Origin of the sequence: Micromonospora sp. NBC_00362, assembly GCF_026342155.1 — a bacterium.
Taxonomy (GTDB): Bacteria; Actinomycetota; Actinomycetes; order Mycobacteriales; family Micromonosporaceae; genus Micromonospora; species Micromonospora hortensis.
The window spans coordinates 306,248-326,655 of the sequence record NZ_JAPENH010000002.1; the positions used below are offsets into that span (position 1 = coordinate 306,248).

Annotated in this window: 14 protein-coding genes and 1 CRISPR repeat array (1 of these 15 cut by a window edge); of the genes, 7 read left to right on the top strand and 7 right to left on the bottom strand. The window is 68.1% G+C overall.

Annotation, left to right across the window (positions count from 1 at the left end):
- A CRISPR array of direct repeats spans nucleotides 1–2,895; the repeat unit is 37 nt; unit sequence GTTGCGATCCTCGCCCGGTCCGAAGACCGGGCGCAGC; it begins 825 nt to the left of the window's first position.
- Between the two features lie 522 nt (nucleotides 2,896–3,417).
- The 5 genes from OG992_RS33330 to fxlM form a co-directional block, all read right to left on the bottom strand.
- Nucleotides 3,418–4,185 carry a thiopeptide-type bacteriocin biosynthesis protein gene (locus tag OG992_RS33330; protein ID WP_266305479.1) on the bottom strand — a complete coding sequence of 256 codons (768 nt, stop codon included), beginning with the start codon at nucleotides 4,183–4,185 and terminating at the stop codon, nucleotides 3,418–3,420.
- Nucleotides 4,186–4,212: 27 nt separating this feature from the next.
- On the bottom strand, nucleotides 4,213–5,289 hold the full coding sequence (locus tag OG992_RS33335; protein ID WP_266305480.1) for a lanthionine synthetase C family protein: 1,077 nt from the start codon (nucleotides 5,287–5,289) through the stop codon (nucleotides 4,213–4,215).
- The gene (locus OG992_RS33340) at nucleotides 5,286–8,051 is read right to left on the bottom strand and encodes a lantibiotic dehydratase (RefSeq protein ID WP_266305481.1); all 2,766 of its coding nucleotides are present in this window, start codon (nucleotides 8,049–8,051) and stop codon (nucleotides 5,286–5,288) included. Before OG992_RS33340 ends, OG992_RS33335 begins: the two co-directional genes overlap by 4 nt.
- Before the next feature lie 89 nt (nucleotides 8,052–8,140).
- Entirely contained in the window at nucleotides 8,141–8,269 is a 129-nt protein-coding gene (gene fxlA / locus OG992_RS33345) for an FxLD family lanthipeptide (RefSeq protein WP_266305537.1), read from the bottom strand.
- A gap of 35 nt (nucleotides 8,270–8,304) precedes the next feature.
- The gene (gene fxlM, locus OG992_RS33350; protein WP_266305482.1) at nucleotides 8,305–9,561 is read right to left on the bottom strand and encodes a methyltransferase, FxLD system; all 1,257 of its coding nucleotides are present in this window, start codon (nucleotides 9,559–9,561) and stop codon (nucleotides 8,305–8,307) included.
- A gap of 329 nt (nucleotides 9,562–9,890) precedes the next feature.
- Here fxlM and OG992_RS33355 point away from each other — a divergent pair, with 329 nt between their 5' ends.
- The gene (locus OG992_RS33355) at nucleotides 9,891–11,267 is read left to right on the top strand and encodes a helix-turn-helix transcriptional regulator (RefSeq protein WP_266305483.1); all 1,377 of its coding nucleotides are present in this window, start codon (nucleotides 9,891–9,893) and stop codon (nucleotides 11,265–11,267) included.
- 4 nt (nucleotides 11,268–11,271) lie between these two features.
- On the opposite strand, the gene OG992_RS33360 is transcribed toward OG992_RS33355, so the two are convergent.
- A complete protein-coding gene (locus tag OG992_RS33360; protein WP_266305484.1) occupies nucleotides 11,272–13,071 on the bottom strand; it encodes a prolyl oligopeptidase family serine peptidase in 1,800 nt (599 codons plus the stop codon).
- Between the two features lie 305 nt (nucleotides 13,072–13,376).
- On the opposite strand from OG992_RS33360, the gene OG992_RS33365 reads away from it, so the two are divergent.
- The 6 genes from OG992_RS33365 (at nucleotide 13,377) to OG992_RS33390 (ending at nucleotide 19,461) form a co-directional block, all read left to right on the top strand.
- Nucleotides 13,377–14,783 (top strand): APC family permease, encoded by a 1,407-nt coding sequence (locus OG992_RS33365; protein WP_266305485.1) that lies wholly within the window; start codon nucleotides 13,377–13,379, stop codon nucleotides 14,781–14,783.
- Nucleotides 14,780–15,793 (top strand): acetamidase/formamidase family protein, encoded by a 1,014-nt coding sequence (locus tag OG992_RS33370; protein WP_266305486.1) that lies wholly within the window; start codon nucleotides 14,780–14,782, stop codon nucleotides 15,791–15,793. Before OG992_RS33365 ends, OG992_RS33370 begins: the two co-directional genes overlap by 4 nt.
- 11 nt (nucleotides 15,794–15,804) lie before the next feature.
- The gene (locus OG992_RS33375; RefSeq protein ID WP_266305487.1) at nucleotides 15,805–16,482 is read left to right on the top strand and encodes a GPP34 family phosphoprotein; all 678 of its coding nucleotides are present in this window, start codon (nucleotides 15,805–15,807) and stop codon (nucleotides 16,480–16,482) included.
- A 455-nt stretch (nucleotides 16,483–16,937) separates the two neighbouring features.
- Complete coding sequence (locus OG992_RS33380) at nucleotides 16,938–17,471, top strand: hypothetical protein (protein ID WP_266305488.1); 534 nt, start codon at nucleotides 16,938–16,940, stop codon at nucleotides 17,469–17,471.
- Nucleotides 17,472–17,506: 35 nt separating this feature from the next.
- A complete protein-coding gene (locus OG992_RS33385) occupies nucleotides 17,507–18,154 on the top strand; it encodes an N-acetyltransferase (RefSeq protein WP_266305489.1) in 648 nt (215 codons plus the stop codon).
- A gap of 890 nt (nucleotides 18,155–19,044) precedes the next feature.
- Nucleotides 19,045–19,461 carry a hypothetical protein gene (locus tag OG992_RS33390; protein ID WP_266305490.1) on the top strand — a complete coding sequence of 139 codons (417 nt, stop codon included), beginning with the start codon at nucleotides 19,045–19,047 and terminating at the stop codon, nucleotides 19,459–19,461.
- A gap of 25 nt (nucleotides 19,462–19,486) precedes the next feature.
- Here OG992_RS33390 and OG992_RS33395 read toward each other — a convergent pair whose 3' ends face one another.
- On the bottom strand, nucleotides 19,487–20,308 hold the full coding sequence (locus OG992_RS33395; RefSeq protein ID WP_266305491.1) for a sugar phosphate nucleotidyltransferase: 822 nt from the start codon (nucleotides 20,306–20,308) through the stop codon (nucleotides 19,487–19,489).
- Between the last annotated feature and the right edge of the window lie 100 nt (nucleotides 20,309–20,408).

A 20,408-nucleotide genomic window follows, 5' to 3' on the forward strand; every position in this document is an offset into this window, starting at 1 on the left:
CCTCGCCCGGTCCGAAGACCGGGCGAAGCGGGGCGACCACTGGTGCGAGATCAGCCGGGTGGCGATGTTGCGATCCTCGCCCGGTCCGAAGACCGGGCGCAGCCCACGATGCCGGTACCCCGGTTGAACTCCTGAGCGGTGTTGCGATCCTCGCCCGGTCCGAAGACCGGGCGCAGCTCCTGTCCTGGCTGTACGGCGGGTGGGCGGAAGTGGAGTTGCGATCCTCGCCCGGTCCGAAGACCGGGCGCAGCCGTGCCGTCCTGCTTCTTGATCCGCAGCGTCGTCCCGGAGTTGCGATCCTCGCCCGGTCCGAAGACCGGGCGCAGCTCGCGCAGTTGTGGGAGGGCCGCGAGGGTGACGAAGACGTTGCGATCCTCGCCCGGTCCGAAGACCGGGCGCAGCTCTGACCTGCGGTGGCAGCAAAGTTTGCGACGTACCAAGTTGCGATCCTCGCCCGGTCCGAAGACCGGGCGCAGCCGGCATCCGGCACGACACCGTGCGCCACGAGGGCCAGTTGCGATCCTCGCCCGGTCCGAAGACCGGGCGCAGCTGCGGATCTTCCTGTAGGAGGCACCCCGTGTCCAAGTTGCGATCCTCGCCCGGTCCGAAGACCGGGCGCAGCGTCTGCGAGAACACCGGGGAGAGCGACGGGTCGTCCTGGTTGCGATCCTCGCCCGGTCCGAAGACCGGGCGCAGCCCGCCGGGTTGCGGTCGACGAGCCGGTGCTCGATGAGGTTGCGATCCTCGCCCGGTCCGAAGACCGGGCGCAGCGACAAACCGCTGAGGGTGCTCGGCGGCAAGCCGTGGTTGCGATCCTCGCCCGGTCCGAAGACCGGGCGCAGCTTGCGGAACGGCACGTCCTGTTCGTCGAGCCACTCGTAGTTGCGATCCTCGCCCGGCCCGAAGACCGGGCGCAGCTCGAACAGTGATGGGCTGAAGGGAACCCACGGCGAGGTTGCGATCCTCGCCCGGTCCGAAGACCGGGCGCAGCAGTCCGGGCGGACGCCGCAGGCTGGGTGATCAACCCGTTGCGATCCTCGCCCGGTCCGAAGACCGGGCGCAGCGTTCGCGACGACCTGGATGTTGACCTTCGGGGACCAGTTGCGATCCTCGCCCGGTCCGAAGACCGGGCGCAGCGCGGCGTCGCCGATCCGGACTGGCTGGAAGAGCTGTCGTTGCGATCCTCGCCCGGTCCGAAGACCGGGCGCAGCCGGTACGCACTGGGTGGCGTCCCGGCTTGCGGAGCTGTTGCGATCCTCGCCCGGTCCGAAGACCGGGCGCAGCGACCTGGCAGCGCTACTCCGCGGCCGCCGGGTCGAGTTGCGATCCTCGCCCGGTCCGAAGACCGGGCGCAGCGGCGTGCCTCTCGTGCTCTTCGGGGGTGAGGTGGTTGTTGCGATCCTCGCCCGGTCCGAAGACCGGGCGCAGCGAGTGTCCGGCGGGGCTTTGTCGTACCCGCGAAAGGTGTTGCGATCCTCGCCCGGTCCGAAGACCGGGCGCAGCGCGCACCCCCCGCGCGCTGGTTGCGGCGCCACGACCAGTTGCGATCCTCGCCCGGTCCGAAGACCGGGCGCAGCTCGGCCCTCGCGTCCCGTGAACGGGACGGTGTCTGATGTTGCGATCCTCGCCCGGTCCGAAGACCGGGCGCAGCAACAGGGTTCAGCAGAGTTCAGCAAGCAAACCTGTGGTTGCGATCCTCGCCCGGTCCGAAGACTGGGCGCAGCCCGCCGACGAAGCAGCCCAGATCAACGCTGAGGCCATGGTTGCGATCCTCGCCCGGTCCGAAGACCGGGCGCAGCGAGGCGGACCGGGTGTCCAGCGAGGGCCGGAAGCCGGTTGCGATCCTCGCCCGGTCCGAAGACCGGGCGCAGCGGCTTGTTGCGGCCCTCTGCGGTCAGCTTCCAGGCGTTGCGATCCTCGCCCGGTCCGAAGACCGGGCGCAGCCAGTTCGGCTGGATGGACCCCAACGCAGGGGACATGTTGCGATCCTCGCCCGGTCCGAAGACCGGGCGCAGCATCCGGGCGACCAGCGCGTCCGCGTCGGCCTTGGTGTTGCGATCCTCGCCCGGTCCGAAGACCGGGCGCAGCCCGAAGTGACGGTCGTGCGGGAAGGGCCCTTGAACCTGTTGCGATCCTCGCCCGGTCCGAAGACCGGGCGCAGCACCGCTTCCCGCCAGGGATCTTGTTGACGAAGAACTCGTTGCGATCCTCGCCCGGTCCGAAGACCGGGCGCAGCGTCCATCAGCGCGGCGAGGACCAGCAGTGCGGCGAGGTTGCGATCCTCGCCCGGTCCGAAGACCGGGCGCAGCCCGCGGCGAGGTAGCAGCGCTGGTGGACGCCTACATGTTGCGATCCTCGCCCGGTCCGAAGACCGGGCGCAGCTTGTAGCTCGCCCAGTCGTAGGCGACGTCCGGCCCGGAGTTGCGATCCTCGCCCGGTCCGAAGACCGGGCGCAGCGGTGAGCTTGGCGAACAGGGCCGCCTGGTCGGCGTTGTTGCGATCCTCGCCCGGTCCGAAGACCGGGCGCAGCGCCGACGATGACCCGGTTGGTGCCTGTCGAGGGGCTGTTGCGATCCTCGCCCGGTCCGAAGACCGGGCGCAGCGCCAACGGCGGCCTGCAACTGCGCCGCCTGCTCCTCGTTGCGATCCTCGCCCGGTCCGAAGACCGGGCGCAGCGGCCAGGAGGCCGGCCAGCACGCGCTGGACGTCGGGGTTGCGATCCTCGCCCGGTCCGAAGACCGGGCGCAGCCGGTTGGTCATGGGCGTGTCACGGACCATGCTGGAGTTGCGATCCTCGCCCGGTCCGAAGACCGGGCGCAGCGCTGCCAGCGCCACCGGTTGCGCCACACCCAGACCAGGTTGCGATCCTCGCCCGGTCCGAAGACCGGGCGCAGCCGTTGCTCAACAGCATAGATTCACCAACTTCGACCATTACCAGGCACTCCGCTTGGGCGAAAGTTGCCATATCGCCCGATTATTGAATTCGGAACCCCGAGCTCAACCCACCGTCGCCAGAGGTTCCTAGATCAACTGATCCCAGCGCCGTGATCGCGACGCCGTACACCGCCGACTAAACGTGCCCAGTGCCTCCTGATCAGGGAAATGTCCGCGAAAGATCGACCATGGATGCTTGGCCGGCAAAACCTCCTCGGCAGCGGCCAGTGTCTAGGTACGGAGAGTTGACTTGCCCCACAAGGATCACCCGCGCCGATCGGAATTGCGGCCAGCTCGATCGATGCGTCGGCAAGCCTTACCTCGATGGGGGATCAGATCGAGCACAGGCATCGGGTCGAGTAGGTCAGCGACCTCGTCCTCTGCCCCAGGGCAGGCGAGGAAGCAGGCCATCACCGGAGCCGATCGAGGTTCGGAGACAGTGAGCGGGACGTTCGGCACTACTCGACCATCAGCTTCTGAGCATCACGTCTTTGCGTCGTTGAAGATGGCCTCTTGAGCGGTGCGGGCGAGGGTGGCTTGGGTGCTCGCCCGGATTCCGAGGCGGTTCATGTGGAAAATGATGTGCAGCGCGGTGATTCGGCGAATTCCTCGTGTAAGCGTGCCCGACTCGCCGAGGGTGCGCAGCGTCTTCCCGGTGTCTTCGAAGGCGCTCAGCCAGTCGCTGGCGATGCCGCCCGCGCGTGGTGCACCGAGCAACAGGTGGCGGACGCCGGCGGTGACTTTAGTCCATGCTCCAAGGTCCTGGTTGGGCGCTGGGCTTACCAGCGCGGCGCGCTGCTCAGCGATCTTGGCCCAGACGTCGCCTTGCTCATTGATGTCGAGGCCGGCGGCGCGCATGAGCGCGGTGCACAGGATGAGTGCGTGTTCGCGCCGGTCGTCGCGGTTGTCGCTGAGGTAGTCCAGGAGGTGGCGGCTGTCGTGGTGGAACAGGGTGTGGGCGGCGTTCATGCTGGCGGCGCCACCGAAGGCATGGGTTTCGGGTTCGTAGATGTGGGTGGTCCAGTTGACGGTATCGGTGAGGAGTAGGTGCACTGGATCGTTGGCGGGCGTGGCGGGGAGGTAGCGGATCCGCCACGGGCCTTTGCGGATGAACCACCACGAGGTGATAAGGCCCTCGGCTTCGGCAGCGGGTAGCACGCGGGTGAGGTGTTCGACGGCTTGCCTCTCCCGTTGCCTGGGGTCTGGGCCGGGGTAAGCGAGGTTCACCTGCTTCCAGGAGTTCTGTTCCATGAGTGCCGTCCGGTCGATGTTGGCGGGTTAGCAAAGGAGTAGGCAGGCGTCCCATGAGGTCTTCGTGGTTCCGATCGAGGCCAGGGCGGCACCGGATGTCCCGTCGAGGAAGCCGGCGGGTTCGTCGGTCGTCTCTGGGGCCTGCTCGTGAAGACGTTGCAGTGGCGCGAGGGGTATGGGTATCAGGGCGTCGGCGGCGATGCGGCGTGCGGTCGTGAGAAGGCCGCCGGTTCCGTGGCACAAGCTGCGGTCGGTGAGTTGACGGATCTGGGTCAGGTCGTTCAGGCAGGCGATAAGCGCACGCTCGGCGAGGCGTTGACGTGTGGTGTCGCCGAGGGCGAGCGCGGTGAGCTGCTGGGCGCGGGCGATACCCGGTGTGCCGTAGCACCAGGACGGCCGGAGTGGTTGCCGTTGGCTCGGGTCGCCGCAATGGAGGTCGTCGAGGGTGATGGTTTGGGGCCACCACGTCCCGGTGCTGGTGTGGCGCTGCCAGGTGTCGAGCCACTGGCAGATGCGGCCGATTGCCTGGGTGTGTCCGTCGACGGTGATGCCGTCGCGGAGGGTGAGCGCCAGGAGTGCGAGTGGGCCGGTGATGCCGTGGGCGATGCCATGGTTGCTGTGGCCTCCGGTGGGTCCTGGCTCGGTGCGGTTGGGCCCATGTGGGCACCACCAGCCGGGGAGTTCGCCGATGGGTTCGGTGAGTCGTACGAGGTAGGTCAGTACCTCGCGGAGGAGACCGAGGTCGCCGATGCGGCGCAGGACGACACCGAGGCCGGTGAGGCCGCGGATGAGGTCAAATTCGGCGTACGCGGGCTGTTGGCGTTGGTCGATGCGACGGTGAGCGGTGTGCAGCCGACGCCGGGCCACCGTGGCGGTCCCAGCTGCGGCGACGGCTTGAGCCCGGGTTAGCGCGGGCCGGTCGGACGCGGCGAGGACGAACGCGAGCGCGGGTACGCCGTAGTAGAGGCTGGCGTTGTCGGTGGCGCTGACGCCGTCGGCGGTTGCCTGCTGGAACGCGTCGTACGCCGCGTTCCACCTGCCGGCTTCGAGATGCCAGAGGGCGATGCCGACTGCCCCGTCGGCGAGTGACTGCCCTCCGGTCACGACGCGCCGCGGATGAGGGCGGTGTGGGCGGCAGCGCGGGCGATGCGCAGACAGTGCCGTTCGGATGCGAGGTCGACGCCGATCATACGGGCGTGGTGCAGGTGAAGCAGGTCGGCCAGAACTTGGTCCGGGTCCAGGCCGTCTCGGTCGACGAGTGCCCGGTAGGCCGTCAGCGCCGTGGTGAGCGCCGCTGCCAGTTCGTCGTCTCGGTGGGGTCGGCGGGCCTGATTGAGCTGGGTGTGGTCCAGGCGTGGGCCACTGCGGCGCGGGATGTATTCGGTTATCCAGCGCGCGCCGTCTCCGGTGAAGCCCTCGGCGATGGTGATCATGCTGGCGGCGGTCATGGCGTGCCGGTCGCCGGTCAGGTCCGCGAGGACGGCGCGGGAGTCGGCGGCGAACACGGCTTCGGCGGCGGCGAGCGTGGGGCCGCTGCCGTGGCGTGTCTCGGGTCGGTAGGTGGCCAGGCTGTAGTCAGCCAGGAGGCCCTGCTCGTCAAGCCGCTCAGCCCACGCGGCAACGTCGCGGGCGACGTTGGCGAACTGGTCGGCGTCGCCTAGTGGGATACGCAGCCGCAGGTGTGGTTCTGGATCGGGGTAGCGCAGGAACCACCAGCCAGCTGGCAACACCTCGGGGCGTTTCGACAGGTCGGCGAGGATGTGCTCGGTTCGGCCGGTGAGGCGGGCGTCCAGCCAGAGCGATTGGCCCGGGCGGTGCTGCGCGGTGCTGGCGGGCCGCGCAGGTCGAGGAGGCAGCTCATCGTGCGGCGGGGTGCGGGTCAGGGTGAGCAGGAGTTCGGCGGGTCTGCCGTCAATCCAGCCGGCCCGTCCCGGCGCCTCGATGAGTGTGGCGTGTCTGTGCCGGTCGAGGTGGCTGCGCAGCAGCGCCAGGTGGGCGGTGTCGTCCAGGTCGAGGCGTAGACGTGCGTCACCGCTGCCAAGGAGTACGTCGTCGGGCAGCCGGTGCTGTTCACGGTGGCGCTGCCAGGCCGCCCGCCACTGGTGCCACGGCGCACCGTGCTCGGGTAGGGCTGCTGCGGTGATGGTCCAGCGGGCCAGGTGCAGGATCGACCGGCCTCGCCGTACGCGTGGCAGGAACGGCAGGCTGTGGCAGCGGCCCCAGTCGAACGGGACGCACGGCGCCGTCCATGCGATGGGGATCTCCGTCAGGAACCGGATGAGCGGCTGCTGGAGCGTCGGTAACAGCAGGCAGTTGAGCAGCATGGGCTCGACCGGCCGGCTTGTCGTACGCGACACGAGCCAAAGCCGCTGACCATCACCTGCGACGGCCAGGTCCGCGAGCGTCCACTGCGGTTCGGGGTGGAAGTCGCCGACGGGCAGGACGGGCAGCAGCTCGGGAGCGCGGGCGAGCGCGGCCAACCGACTGCCCAGTGGAGGGCCGGATATCTGTACGGCGTCCGCGCCCGGCACGGCTGTCGGCAGGTTGGTGTAGACGTCCGAGAACCGCGCGAGTTCGGACGGGGTGAGCAGGTGCAGAAACCGGCCCGCTGCGGTGCCTGCGTGGCGGGCGCCGCTGACGACCGTGAGCGTGAAGTCGCCATGGTCGAGGTTCCGGAGCGTAGCTGCGGCAAGGGTGAATTGAAGTTCGGTGTGCGGGACCGGAGGCCGATCATCGTCGCCACGCAGTTGGTCGACGAGCTTGGCGTCGAGCATCACCTCGGCGCAGTTCTGCATGGCCGCGCGCTGGGCGAGTTCCGCGAGGAGGACGTCGCGTTTAGTCAGCTCCGTCGGGCCGCGGCGCAGCGAGCCGCGGTGACCGGCTGGGAAGCCCAGGACGCTTATGACGTCGCGCAGCGGTACGGCCGCGCCTGGCCCCCAGCGTTCCATGAACGCGGAGTGGTAGGCGGCCCAGCCCGGTAGGCGCGGTGCCACGCTCACGAGCGCTGCGGCGGCCTCGCACGCCTCGCGGACCACGGCCGGTGGCAGCGTTACGGCGCAGTCGACGCGTAGGTCGACCTGGACACGCTCGCCGGGGTCAGGCAGGTCGATGTGCTGACTGAGGTGAGCGACTGGGTCGGTCACCGTCACTGGCGGGCGGATCTCGGATACGAGGACGCCTGCGGCAACGAGTGCGGCAAGGAGCCGCTCGGCGCCGTCTGGCAGGTTCGTTTGGGTCCGCTCGATCATCCGGGCTGTCAAGTCGGCGAACGCGATTGGTGAGCTGGCGAGCTGCACTGCTAGTCGTATCGGGTCGGTGAGGTCGATTTCGACGTCGCTGACCCGGTCGCCGTCGCTGTGGCCGCAGGGCACCACCCACGTACCGCCGCGCGGATACCCGATCGGATTCGTGACGACCCTGACCGAGCGGAGCACGTGCAGGTTGCGTTCCACCTTGGCTGTGTGCTCGGCGATGAAGCGGCCATCGGGGCACCTCGTCTCCCAGTGCGCCGCACCCCAGCGGACTGCCGCGCGGGGCCCGAGCTGCACGGGAGCGACTCCGGCGAATCGACCGAACGGCGTCGCGCGCGTCGTCCACCTCAGGAGGTACCGGAGCGTCGCCTCCACCACGCGGCGCAGTCTCGGCCCGGTCACGGATTCGTCGGCGAGTACGCGGGCGATCTGGTCTGTCAGCTGTGGCGCAGCGTGGGTGACGGCAGCGGCGAACCCTGGTAGCGCCCAGGCCTGCTGTAGCCATTCCCGCCATTGCTCTGGCTGCTCGATTGCCAGGTCGGGCCACGTCGGCAGCGTCAGATCGGAAGGGTAGGACGCTGCCCTGATCAGGGCGGCACCCGTCGCTTGGAACATCGCGCGCTCCTGAAAACCGGCTGGGCAAGGAGGGATGTGAGGGTGGGGCCCGACTTCGTGAGGTCGGACCCCACCGCGCGGCGCCGCTGTTACTTGCCGCCGCCGGAGCAGGCGTTCGAGCCGGTGTTGCCCGAGCCGCAGCCGTCGTCGGTGGCAGTTGCGTACGCGCTCAACGCCGGGCCAGCGTCGACCAGCCGGAGGTTGAGCTCGCCGTCCATGTGTTCCTGGCAGACCTCGTACTCGTCGAACTCCATCAGGACTTCCTTCCCTCAGTGGTGAAGGCCAGGACGATGCGGCTGTGCCGCTTGTCCAAGGCCGTCCCGGCCGGCAGGTCGCCGTCGGGGATCTGCGCGGGCAGAACGTGCAGCGCCGGCGCCGGACAGCCCGCGCTCACCCAAGCCCGCATGTTCTCGACCATTCGCCCCGCTGCCGCAGCCGCCGCGGCGGTGTCAGGGCCGTGGGCGTACGCGCCCAAATCGAACGCGTCGCCACTCCAGCGCAGCTCCGACCGGTAGGCGAACGTGCCGTCGTCCTGCAGGACAGCAGGGGTCCCAAACCGCCAAGACGGCGCGACGACACCGGACGAGATAGCCGCGTCCTGTGCGGTCAACACCACGAACTCCTGTCCTGCGGCGGCGATGCGCGTCGCAAGCCACAGATCCAAGTCCGCCAGCACGGTGGGAGGAGGCAGGCTGACTCCGGCCCATGCCTCCTGCCGGGGCATCTCAAGCAGGCCGTCGAGGCTCTGAGAGGGAATCTGCTGGCCCTCATCGAGGCGCAGGTGGACCCCGTCGGCCACGTCGACGTACTGCACGTCAAACGCCCCGTCGCCCTGCACCGGCACGAACCCGCACTGCCGCTCGCTCACGCTGACCAGGCCGACACGAGAACGGCGAAGCGCCCACGATCGCGTCATCCCGAACGTGCGCAGCGGCACCACCAGGACACCGTCGTCGGTGAGCTGCTCGCACCATGCCGGCGGGACGTCCCACGCCCCAGCGGTAACGATGATCAAGTCGTAGTGGCGGTCGGGATCAACAGGATGTTCAGCATCGGCGCGCACGACCTTGACATCGTCGTAGCCCGCCGCCTTGAGACATGCGACTGCCCGGTCCGTCACGTCTGAGTCGATGTCCACTGTGGTCACGGAACCGGCCGCGCCAACGAGCTCTCGCAGCAACGAGGCGTTGTAGCCGCCGCTACCGACCTCCAGCACGTGACGGCCCTTCAGACCGCCCAGCGCATCGGCCGCCTGGCCGAGCATCTCCGCGATGAGGAACGGCGCCGACACCGAGCTGATGTTCTCCTCACCGCGCCGCTTCGTGATGACCGCCCTGTTCTCGTACGCCTCCTGCAGGGGAAGGCCGGGCGTGAACAGCTCGCGAGGCACCTTCCGCATTGCGGCTTCCACCTCAGTCCGCAACGTCAGACCCTTCGCCGCATGGTCATCGGCCAACTGATCGACCATTGCACGGCGCAAAGCCGCGCTGTCTATGGTGCTGACGCTCATGGGCTGCTCCCTCCGGTAGGTACAGACCGCCAGAGCTCCGGCGGCGCTCCTGCTTCCAACGATCGACCGGCGCTTTGCCACCGGGTGTGGAGCTGATGGGTGGCCAGCTCCCTGGCTTTCACATTCACTCTTCGAGGCCCTCGGAGGTAATGCCTGGCATGCGGACGAATCCGATGTCCGCATGCCAGGCATCCACGAGGCGGGTGGGTAATCAACCTCTCCTAGGCATGCTTGGTTGCATCGCACCGAAGGGTGCGTGACCCTAGTTGGGCGGTGTCCGCGCTGCTGGCCGCCGTCTGATTTGGAGCGACGACCCGAGGAGGCAGTGCATGGGTCAGGCCCCCCGGGATCTCCAGCCATCCCTGTCCGAGCGCCACTTCTTCGGTGCCGAACTTCGCCAACTGCGTGAGCGGGCCGGTCTGTCTCAGGCACGCTTGGGTGCAATGATCCGATTTAGCGCTGATCTGGTTCGCCGGGTCGAGACAGCGGATCGGTTTCCCTCCCGGGAGTTCGTTGAGGCCTGCGATAAGGCGTTAGAAGCCAGCGGGTCCTTGATGCGGCTGCTGCCGCTGCTTGAAGCGAGCCGCAACAACGTGCGCGAGCCGCCCACCGGCCACCTTGGTGTAGCCAACATGTTGCCCACCTACTCGGAGCAACCATCAGGGACGCCTGGCATGCTCGTGCGGGTTCCGTTCCAACCCGGGGTCCTTGATCGTGCCGCTCTGGACTGGTTAAACACCACAGCCAGCCCTCTTCTGTCGATGGCCGAACGGCTTGGCTCTCGGGATCAGGTCTGCGAAGAGGACCTTTTCTCCGCTGAGACCGCCCTGGCGATGTTCAGGCAACTGGACCACACACATGGTGCTGGTCGGGTGCATGCCCAGGTGCAGCGCTTCATAGAAGATGAGTTGAACCGTCTGCTTGCAAAGACGCCCCGCTCGGCGGCGATTGGGCGGCGCCTCAACACGCTGGCAGCGGGTTTCTTTGAGTTGTGCGGCTATCAGGCGGTTGATACCGGCGCCCACGGTCTCGCGCAGCGCCGCTACCTACGCGCCCTGCGGCTGACGGAGGCTGCGGACGACCGCCTTTACGGCAGTTATCTGCTCGCCGTGAACATCGGCCACCTCGCCCTGCACTGCGGTCATCCCGCGCCAGCTCTGCGGATGGCGCTCGCAGCGGTGCACGGGGGCCAGACGCGGGCGACGCCCGCAGTGAGCGCAGGGCTGCACGCCGTGGTCGCGCGGTCGCACGCCCGACTCGGACAACAGGGCGAGTGCCTCAACCACCTCAATATCGCGGAAAGGCAGCTGGCCCGCAGCCGACCTGAGGACGAGCCGACGTGGATCCGCTACTTCACGTCGGCCTACCTGGCTGATGAAATCGCGCACTGCTTCCATGACCTGGGCAGACCCCAGGAAACCCAACGGCACCTGCGGGATGCTCTCGCCGCGCTGAGCCCCACGCATGTTCGTCGTCTTGCCATCGACACCGCGTTACTGGCCTCGTCGTTGGCCGCCGCCGGGCGCATCGACGAAGCCTGCGCTGCCGCTCGACAGGCGGTAGATCACACGGCGAAGACCGCTTCGCACCGCTGCTTGCAGCGCGTCGTCGAGGTCCAGGCGGACCTTGAGCCCTACCGGTGCGAGCTGGAGGTACGTGAGTTCGGCGAGTATGTGCGCGATCAGCTGCCTCATGCGGCAGTGTGACCCCTCAACTGGTCGCCGCAGCCGCCACCGCAGCACGGTAGTGAGCCAACTCCGCCTCCAATGCGGCGCCGGCACCCGTGGACGTCGCCACGTAATGGCCGACGTCGGAAAGAAGCAGCAGCTCATGGGGAACGCCTCGAGCTGCCAGATGATCGGCTAGCTCGCATACATCCTCCACCATTGCCACTTCATCGGCAGTGCCGTGGATGAACAGCACGGGTCCCCGGACGGCGGCGGCCTCGACTCGCCCGGCACCACCGCGGAGCCTCATGGCGTGCGCACGCTGGAACCGGGGCACCGTCTTCGTCCATCGGTCAGGATCGACTATCGCTGAAATGGCGGTAGCAGCGGCGAACGGGCCATGCTGTGCCACCGCATGCAGCGCCGTGTATCCGCCAGCGCTGGCACCGCGGATGAAAACCTGCCCTGGCGTGGCTTGCCCTGCTGCTAAGAGGTGGTTCGCCACTGCTGCACAGTCGTCAACGTCGTCCAGGCCCCAGCGGCCATACAGAGATTCCCGGAAGGCCCGGCCGTACCCCGTGCTGCCGAGGTAGTCCACGTCAACAACAGCGAATCCGCGACTGGTGAAAAACTGTGCCTGCCAGTCCAGGCGCAACAGGCAGGACGCGGTTGGCCCAGGGTGCGCCCGAACGATCACGGGAGCCCGCCATGACGCCGGCGAGCCCGCCGGTGGATAGACCAGCGCCAGCACCTCACGACCGTCTGTGACGCGGACCCGCAGCTCCGTCGGTGTCGACACCTTAACCCTGGCAAGCCCGGCATGTTCCGACTTGGCAAGCACCTCCACCTGCGGGTCGTTATCGCCCAGGTGAACGAGAGCGATCTGAGGTGCCACCGTCGGTGACGACCCGATCAGCGCCACCGTCGTCCCCAGCGCGGCCAGGTAGGGCTTGATCGACGTGTACGGCAGCTCCACAGAACGGACAGCGCCGGAAGAATCGATGAGAACGAGTCGGTGTCGCGGCCCGTCCTGTACTGCCACGACGATTCGACCGTCTTCGAGGAAGTCGTATGACGCGTAACCCAGCTCCCACGGCTCTGCGGCGCACTCACCGATGATGGATGCCATCGCCTCGACCTTGTCTCCATCCCAGCGGAACAGATTCCACCAACCGCTGCGGTCTGACATGAAGTACAACGCGCCATCGGGTCCCCACCGAGGCTCGATCGCCGACTCGTTGGCACCGCCGGCGACCTTCACCGGTGACTCGATGTGCCCGTGCGGTGAGTAGGACGCCACCCATACCTCGCAGGCGTCCCAAGGCATGTCGCGCTCGCTCCAAGCAGACCAGGCCAGGGAGCTGGGACCTGGCCGTGGTGCGCTGAGGAAACCTCTGCTCGCGACGAGGGTTCTTCGCTGTCGTGTGCCCGTTAGCGAAATCGCGATCAGCTCGTCGCCGTGGTCCGACTCTCGCACTGCCAGCAACTCGCCGTCGCCGAGTGTCAGATCTCCCAAGGAAGCCTGGCTGACCAGGTCGAGCTCACCGCCGTGACGACCCTCGTACAGGCCACCTTCGCCAGCGCACCACAGCCATCCCTCGGCGACCGCGAAAGATCCGCCACCGTACGCGTGGACACTGTTAGTCACGTTAAACCCCGCAGGGCTGGCATCGCGTACGCCCTCGCCGCCCCGCCAGCGCGTCAATGTCGTGACCCCACCTGCGTCCGGGCGAGTTTCTAACCAATAAAGCGTGCCGTCTGAGACGCGCAGCTGGTCGTAGCTGACGGATGCGCCGACGGCATCGCCCAGCGAGACAGCAGCGACAGACTCCGCCACGTTCACGGGCCCCTCCTCGAACAACTCTGCGTAGCCCGCCCGTCGCCGGAACCGGCACGAGTGCTCCTCGGACATCGGCGACTCTACGCCGGAGTCCTCCGCCCCAGTCGCTGGACGCCGTATGCCGAACCGGGCGCAGGCCGGGTCGCCGTGTCATCGCCCTCTTCATGCGGACAACTCCCCTGTCCGCATTTCCGGTATCGACCCGGCTATTCAATCCGAGCGACCCTTTCGAAGCGGAAAGGCCCACAGGCCTGGCCGGTAAAGATGTCCCCGCCCAATCAAGACTCAATCGGATCGGAAGGGCTGCAGTGCATTTGCAAGAGGGCTTAGCGCGTTACGGGTACCACCAGGAGTTGGCCCGAAGGCTGCGCTTCCGGGATCTGGTGGCGTACGGCTTGGTGTACATGGTGCCGATCGCCCCGATGGCGATCTTCGGCAATGTGTACGTCGGCTCCGGCGGGATGGTCGCCTTGGCGTATGCGGTCGGTGTGGTGGCGTTGGTGTTCACGGCGTTCTCCTATGCGCAGATGGTGAAGGCATTCCCGATGTCCGGCAGCGTCTACAACTACGCAGGGCGCGGCATCAGCCCGCCGGTCGGGTTCCTCGCCGGCTGGGTGATCCTCCTGGACTACGTGCTCGTACCGGGCTTGTTGTATCTGGTGGCGTCGGTGGCGATGCACGCGACGGTCCCGCCGGTGCCGGTGTGGCTGTGGCTCCTCGGGTTCGTCGCAGTCAACACGATCGTCAACTCGGTCGGGATCGGCATGACCGCGGCCGTCACGCGGGTGATGCTGATCGGCGAGCTGATCATCCTGGCGGTGTTCCTGGCCGTCGCAGGCTGGGCCCTCGCCTCGGGTAGAGGCCGGTTCAGTTGGGAGGCGTTCTACAACTCCGACACGTTCACCTGGTCGGTGGTGGCGGGGGCGGTGTCGATCGCGGTGCTGTCCTTCCTCGGTTTCGACGGCATCTCGATGTTGGCCGAGGAGACAAAGGGCGGCTCCCGACAGATCGGCCGGGCGATGGCCGCCGTCCTGATCCTGGCGGGGGCGTTGTTCGTCGCACAGACGTGGCTGGCGGCGATGCTCGTCCCTGACCCGGGCGGGCTTCTCGCCGAGGGTGACCCGAACGGGACCGCGTTCTACGACGCTGCCGCCGTGGCTGGCGGGGGTTGGCTGGCGACGCTGTGCGCGGTCGCGACAGCCATCGCGTGGGGGTTGCCGAACTCGATGGTCGCGCAGGTCGCGACCTCTCGGCTGCTGTACGCGATGGCTCGGGACCGGCAGTTGCCGGCGTTCCTGGCGAAGGTGTCGATCCGACGCAACGTGCCGATCAACGCGACGCTGCTCACCGGGGCGGTGTCCCTGGTACTGGGCCTGTACATGGCGACCCGGGCGGATGGGATCACCCTGCTGTCGTCGCTGATCAATTTCGGGGCGATGGTCGCGTTCCTGGTCCTGCACGTCTCGGTCGTGGTGCATCACCTCATCCGGGCGCGCAGCGGGAACTGGTGGGCGCACCTGGTAGTGCCCGCGATCGGCTTCGCGATCTTGGTGTGGGTGGTGGTCAACGCCAACATCGCCGCCCAACGCCTCGGCCTGGCATGGCTCGCCCTCGGGATGGTCGTTCTGGCTGGCCTGTACCTGTCCGGCCGCCGGCCGGCACTGTCAGGGTTGGCGCCCGCGCAGCCGCAGGCACGTCACGTGGAGCGGGTGTGACCGGCATGGACACGTTCACCTACCGGCCCGCCCGAGACGAGCTGGCCTACACCTTCGGCGGCCGGATGCCGGTCGCGCACGTGCGCGGGGGTGACGTGTTCACCGTCGTGACGGAGGACTGCTTCGGTGGTCTCGTGAGGGGGCCGGCGGACCTGCCGTCGCAGGTGTGCCGCATGCCGTACCTCAACCCGGTGTCCGGACCGTTCTTCATCGAGGGCACCGAACCCGGCGACACCCTCGCCGTCCACCTCGCCGCCATCACCCCGGCCCGGGACTGGGGGGTGTCCTCGACGTTCCCACACTTCGGGACACTGACCTCCACCTCCCACACCGCCACCCTCCAGCCTCCGCTGGAGGAGCGGGTCTGGGTGTACGACATCGACCGACAGACCGGGACCGTCCGGTTCGAGGCCACCCGCAGCGACCACAGCGTGGACCTGCCGCTGGACCCGATGATCGGCACGATCGGAGTCGCCCCCGGCGGTTTCGAAGCCCGCTCCACACTCGTGCCCGACACCCACGGCGGGAACCTCGACACCCCGCACCTGCGCGCCGGCACCACCCTCTACCTCGGCGTGAACGTTCACGGGGCGATGCTGGCCCTCGGCGACGGGCACGCCCGCCAGGGCGACGGCGAGGCCTGCGGCGTCGGCGTGGAAATCGCCACGACCACCACCCTCGCCATCGACGTCATCAAAGGCGTCACCACCCGGTGGCCGCGGTTGGAAACCGACCGGGACATCCTGACGATCGGGTGCGCCCGCCCGTTGGAGGACGCGTACCGCATCGCCCAGCACGACCTCGTCGGATGGACCAGCGCCCTGACCGGCCTGGAAACCCTGGACGCCTACCAGCTCGTGTCGCAGGCGGGGCGGGCGCCGATCGGCAACGTGTGCGACCCCAACTACACCGTCCTCGCCGCCGTCGACAAAACCCTGCTCCCCGCCGCCGGTCCCGCCTATGGCGGGGCACACGAGCGGCTGCGGCGGCTCACCGCCGGGCTGCGGTAGGAACCCCGCCGATGACCGCGTCGATCCCGCGCCTGCCGCTGCGCGATGACCTGTTCCTCCTCGGCCACGACGACGACACCGGACACCCCCACGTGCACCGGCAGACCCTCGCCCTCGGCCTCGCGGGCGCGGTCCTGATCGACCTGTACCTGGCCGGGCGGGTGACCCTCGACCCGAACGACGACACCCGCCCGGCCAGCCACCAACGGATACACCCGCACGTCGACCGCCCGGTCGGGGACCTGATCGCCGACGCCGCGACCGCCACCATCCGCCACGTCCACCCACCGCTGCGGGGGTGGTTGCGGGGGTTCTCCGACGACCTCTACGACCGCACCCGCGCTGGCCTGGTTGCCGGCGGGATCCTGCGCCACCACACCCGGCGGCGCCTCGGCGGCCTCATGCGCACCGACGCCTATCTCGCGACCGACACCAAATGGGCCGTCATCGCCCGCTCCCGCTTGCGCTACCTCGCCGCCGGCCGCGAACAACCCAACAACCACACCGCCGCCCTCGCCGGCCTCGTCGCTGACCTCGGCCTCACCCACCACCTCTACCTCGACGACGACATCACCACCCTGACCGCTCGCTTGAAGGCCATCGCCGGGCAGCACTACCAGCCGGTACGCGACATCACCGCCGCCGTAGACGCCGCCGTCGGTGACCTCGCCACCGCCGCCTACCGCTAGCCCCAAGTCACCTCACCTCAAGAAAGCTCACCGTGAACAAGCTGCCTCACCTGCGACCTCCGACCGACAAGCCCCACCCGTTGGGCCGGCGAGCCGTGAAGGTCACTGCCGCCGTCTGCGCGCTCGGCCTGCTCGCAACCGCCACGGCCATTCCGATCTGGACGGGCACCGCTGGGCCGGCCCAATCCGCACCCTCGCCTTCCAGCGCCACCGCGTCTCTCCCAGCCGTGGCGCCGTGTCCGTCGCCCGCCGCCCTGACTGCGGCACAGCTCAAGGCACGCGCACAGCAGAAACTGGACCCGTCGCCGACGCGTCTGCCGGCGTGGGAGGCTCTCACAGCGGTCGCGGCGGGGCCGTCCGGCTGCGACGCCATCCCGGGCCGGTTCGCCTACGTCCACCTGCTGCAATAGGCCACGGACACCACGATCGCGGGCAACACCACCACCACGAGGTTCGTGCTGTTCGAAGAGCAACGCCGGCGCGCCGACGACGCCTCCGGACGCGTCATCCGCAGCCGCCACCCCACCGGTCAGCAGCCCACCGACGACAGCACCCACCACCCTGGGGAGCTGGACGGACCCATCGGGCCGATCGCAGCCGACCCGGCGGCACTCACCGCGCATATCGACGCCACCCAGCCCCGATTTTGCGGACCCACCGCCGTCATTCGCGGCCTCGCCAGCCTGCTGGGCTGGCGCACCCCCAACCAAGCAGCCCGCACCGCGATCCTCACCGTCCTAAGCGACACCCTCGGCATCACTTACCACGGCCCGGTGACCGACCGGGCAGGCCGAACCGGCATCGGCGTCAGCGCCACCTCCGACGACATCCGCTTCCTGCTGATCCTCAACTCCACCACCGGCGAACTACTCGCCTACGAAAGAGCAGCACTCACACCACCACCCGGGAGCGACCGGACCGGCCCCTTGGTCGACGACTACCAACTGTTCCTCGTCCACACCCGTGCCAACAGCAGCGGCAACTCCTGACCCCGCAACCAAAAGCCTTTGAGGAAACCCACGCCATGGACACTGTCCCGCGCATCCGCGCCGCCCGCTGGGCGGACAAAGACAACGTCGCCGCACTCATCGCCGACGCGATGTATCCCAGCCCTCTCGCAACATGGCTGATCCCCGACCCAGGCCCACGCCGTCGGATCCTCACCGACGTCCTCGGCATCTGGGTCGAACACGCTATGTTCTACGGCGACATTCACCTCACCGACGACGCCACCGCCGCCACCGTCGGCTTCCACCGATACCGGCCCATCCCACCTCCAGCGAACTACCCCACCCGCCTGGGTGACGCGGCAGGCCCTCACAGCTATCGCTTCGACCTACTCGATCGGCTGCTCGCCAACGAGCGACCCAATGAGCCCCACTACCATCTCGCGTTCCTCGCCGTACGCCCTAGCGCCAAGCGGTCCGGACACGGCACGTCCCTGCTCAGCCACCATCGCAGCCGCCTCGACCAGGTGAACCTGCTGTCCTGGACGAGCACCATCCCCGATGCCCAGAGCCTGCATGTCCGGCATGGCTACACCTCGGGACCAGCGATTCAATTGCCCGAAGGCCCGGTCATCTATTCCATGAGCCGCAGCCCACTCCACGGCGACATCCAGCCAGCTAAGACCAGCGCGACCCGGGACCAGGCCAGCCAATTCGGTCTTTAACCATGGCCCATCATCGGCTTCACGTGCGGGCGCCCGGCCGAAGCCGTCAGTATCGAGCCGGTGTGCATGCTGCAGCGCGCCCAGCCCCAGTACCCGCCTGACTCGTGAAGCCCTGGTGGTTCGGTGCCGGCCGACGCGTGGAGTCGGCCGGTAGCCAACCGAACTAGACCGATCCGTCTTCGCGACGCTACGGAGCCGCCCGCCGCCCAGACAACGACGGATTGTCGACCTGCAACCTGTCTGGCTCGGGCTCCGATGGCTCGGTGTCGGGTAGCACCGATGCGCATCAGAACGGGTCGAGGCGCGCCACTCGTTTGATGCGGCGCATCCCCGGGCCGGGTCACGACGACCGCGGCGAGCCGCGTGATCGCTTCCTGCACATTGCGTCAGATGGTGGCGACAACGATCTCGAAGCCGGCAGCGAGCCGGGGTGTAATTGTCACCGTTGCGCAGTTGGGCCAGGGCTAGCAGTGCCCTCCGGTCGGCGCGAGACGCCACCACCGGGACCGGCGCTGGCTACGGTGCTGCCAGCGCCTCACCCTCATGGATCTTTGAGTTCGCCGCACCCCTGAGCTGCAAGATCAGCAGCTCACAAAGGCCCATTTCACGAACCTTCTAGATTCACGTTCGGTGTCGCGCGCGGGTTCGTGTCGGTGACCGGTGCATCACCGACGATGATTCACCCTGAACGGATGCATGTTCTTCGAGGTGTCCTGATTTTTGTATTTGCGGCGGTGGCAACGGGCGGGTGCTCTGGCGGCCAGGAGCCGCAAGCCAGGCCTTCACCGTTAGCGGTCACGCCTGCGGGGTCGGGCGAGCCAAGTCAGCCGGATGACTTGACGCTCGTAACGGAAGGCCCGGCTGCGGCCGGCGCAGCATGGGGGGACGGGTTGACCGCGAAGCTCGTCGCGGTGGAGCGGGTGCCGAACGGGTGGGCAACCGACGTGGCGAAGTCTGCGGCGGTCGTGCGGGTGACCACAGAGGTTTATAACGGCACCCAGGCCGTGTTGCCATTCGACCCGGGGGTTCGGCGGACGACGCTGCTGCACGGTGACCTCCGGCAGGAGGGCGATCAGGAGGCCGGTTACTCGTACGACGACCCCGCCGAGGCGGACCGGAAGGCGTTGACCGTTGACGGGGGTACGCGGATACCGGTCGGAGGGACGCTGCGGTTCGTGGAGTCGAGCAGCGTGCCGGCGGACGCGCTCGGCCTGCTGGCGTTGGCGGTGAGGTTGCCGGCAGTCGACGGGGAGCGGGTGCCGTTCACCCTGACCGGAGTGCAGGATTTGCTGAAGCAGGTGCAGTAGATCAACGAATAGCTGACGGTAGCCCTTAGGCCAGGGCCGCCGCGTTATTGGCCGCGAGCCAGCCGGCGGGGTTGCCGCAGTCGTGGTACTCGCCGGTGACGGGGTGGATCAGTACGTCGTTGTCGCGGGCGAAGGCGATGACGGCGTCAGTGGCCTGGTACTCGCCGTTGGGGGCCGGGGTTAGCTTCTGAAAGTAGGCCACTGCATCAGCGGGTAGCAGGGTTCGGCTGATGTTGATGTAGGCAGTCGGCTCGCCGTAGTCGTCCGGCTTCTCGAGCAGCTGGTCGAGTAGCTGGTGACCCTCGAATGCTCGCGGAGCCAAAATGCCGTAGCGGTGCGCCTCGGCGCCCGGCACCGTGGCGGCGGCGAGCGCGGCCGGTACTCCGGCGGCCGCCCGCGCAGCGGCGAGGTCGGCCAGGTCCGATCCGCCATCGTTGCGGAGGAGGAGGTCATCACCAGCGACGAGGAGGAAGTCGTCGCCGTCGATAAAATCAGCAGCAATGATGGCGGGCAGCGCGGTGCCGTACCGGTCGTCGCGTGGTTGTTCGATGAACGTGAAGTTCGCCTGGCTGTGCAGCTCGGCGAGGGGCCTGTATTTGTCCTGCCAGCCGCGTGCGGTGAAGTAGTCCTTCAGGTCGTGGTCTTCGGTGAAGTAATGACGCACCTGGCGGCCGATCTCGCCGGGGGCGGTGACGATCGCGATCTCGTGGGCGCCTGCGGCGACGCAGTCAGCGACCGCGTAGGCGACGACTGGTTGATTGAGGATCGGCAGCATGCACTTGTTGATGGTTTTGCCGACGGGGAAGAAGCGGCTGCCCATACCGGCGACAGCGATGACGGCCCTCACGCGCTTACCTTTCGGTTGGGTTGCACCGGCCGTCAAGGTGTGGCGACAGTGAGCCGGGCGGATCTGTGCAGTTTACGCATCGCACTGGTCCGATTCGGGG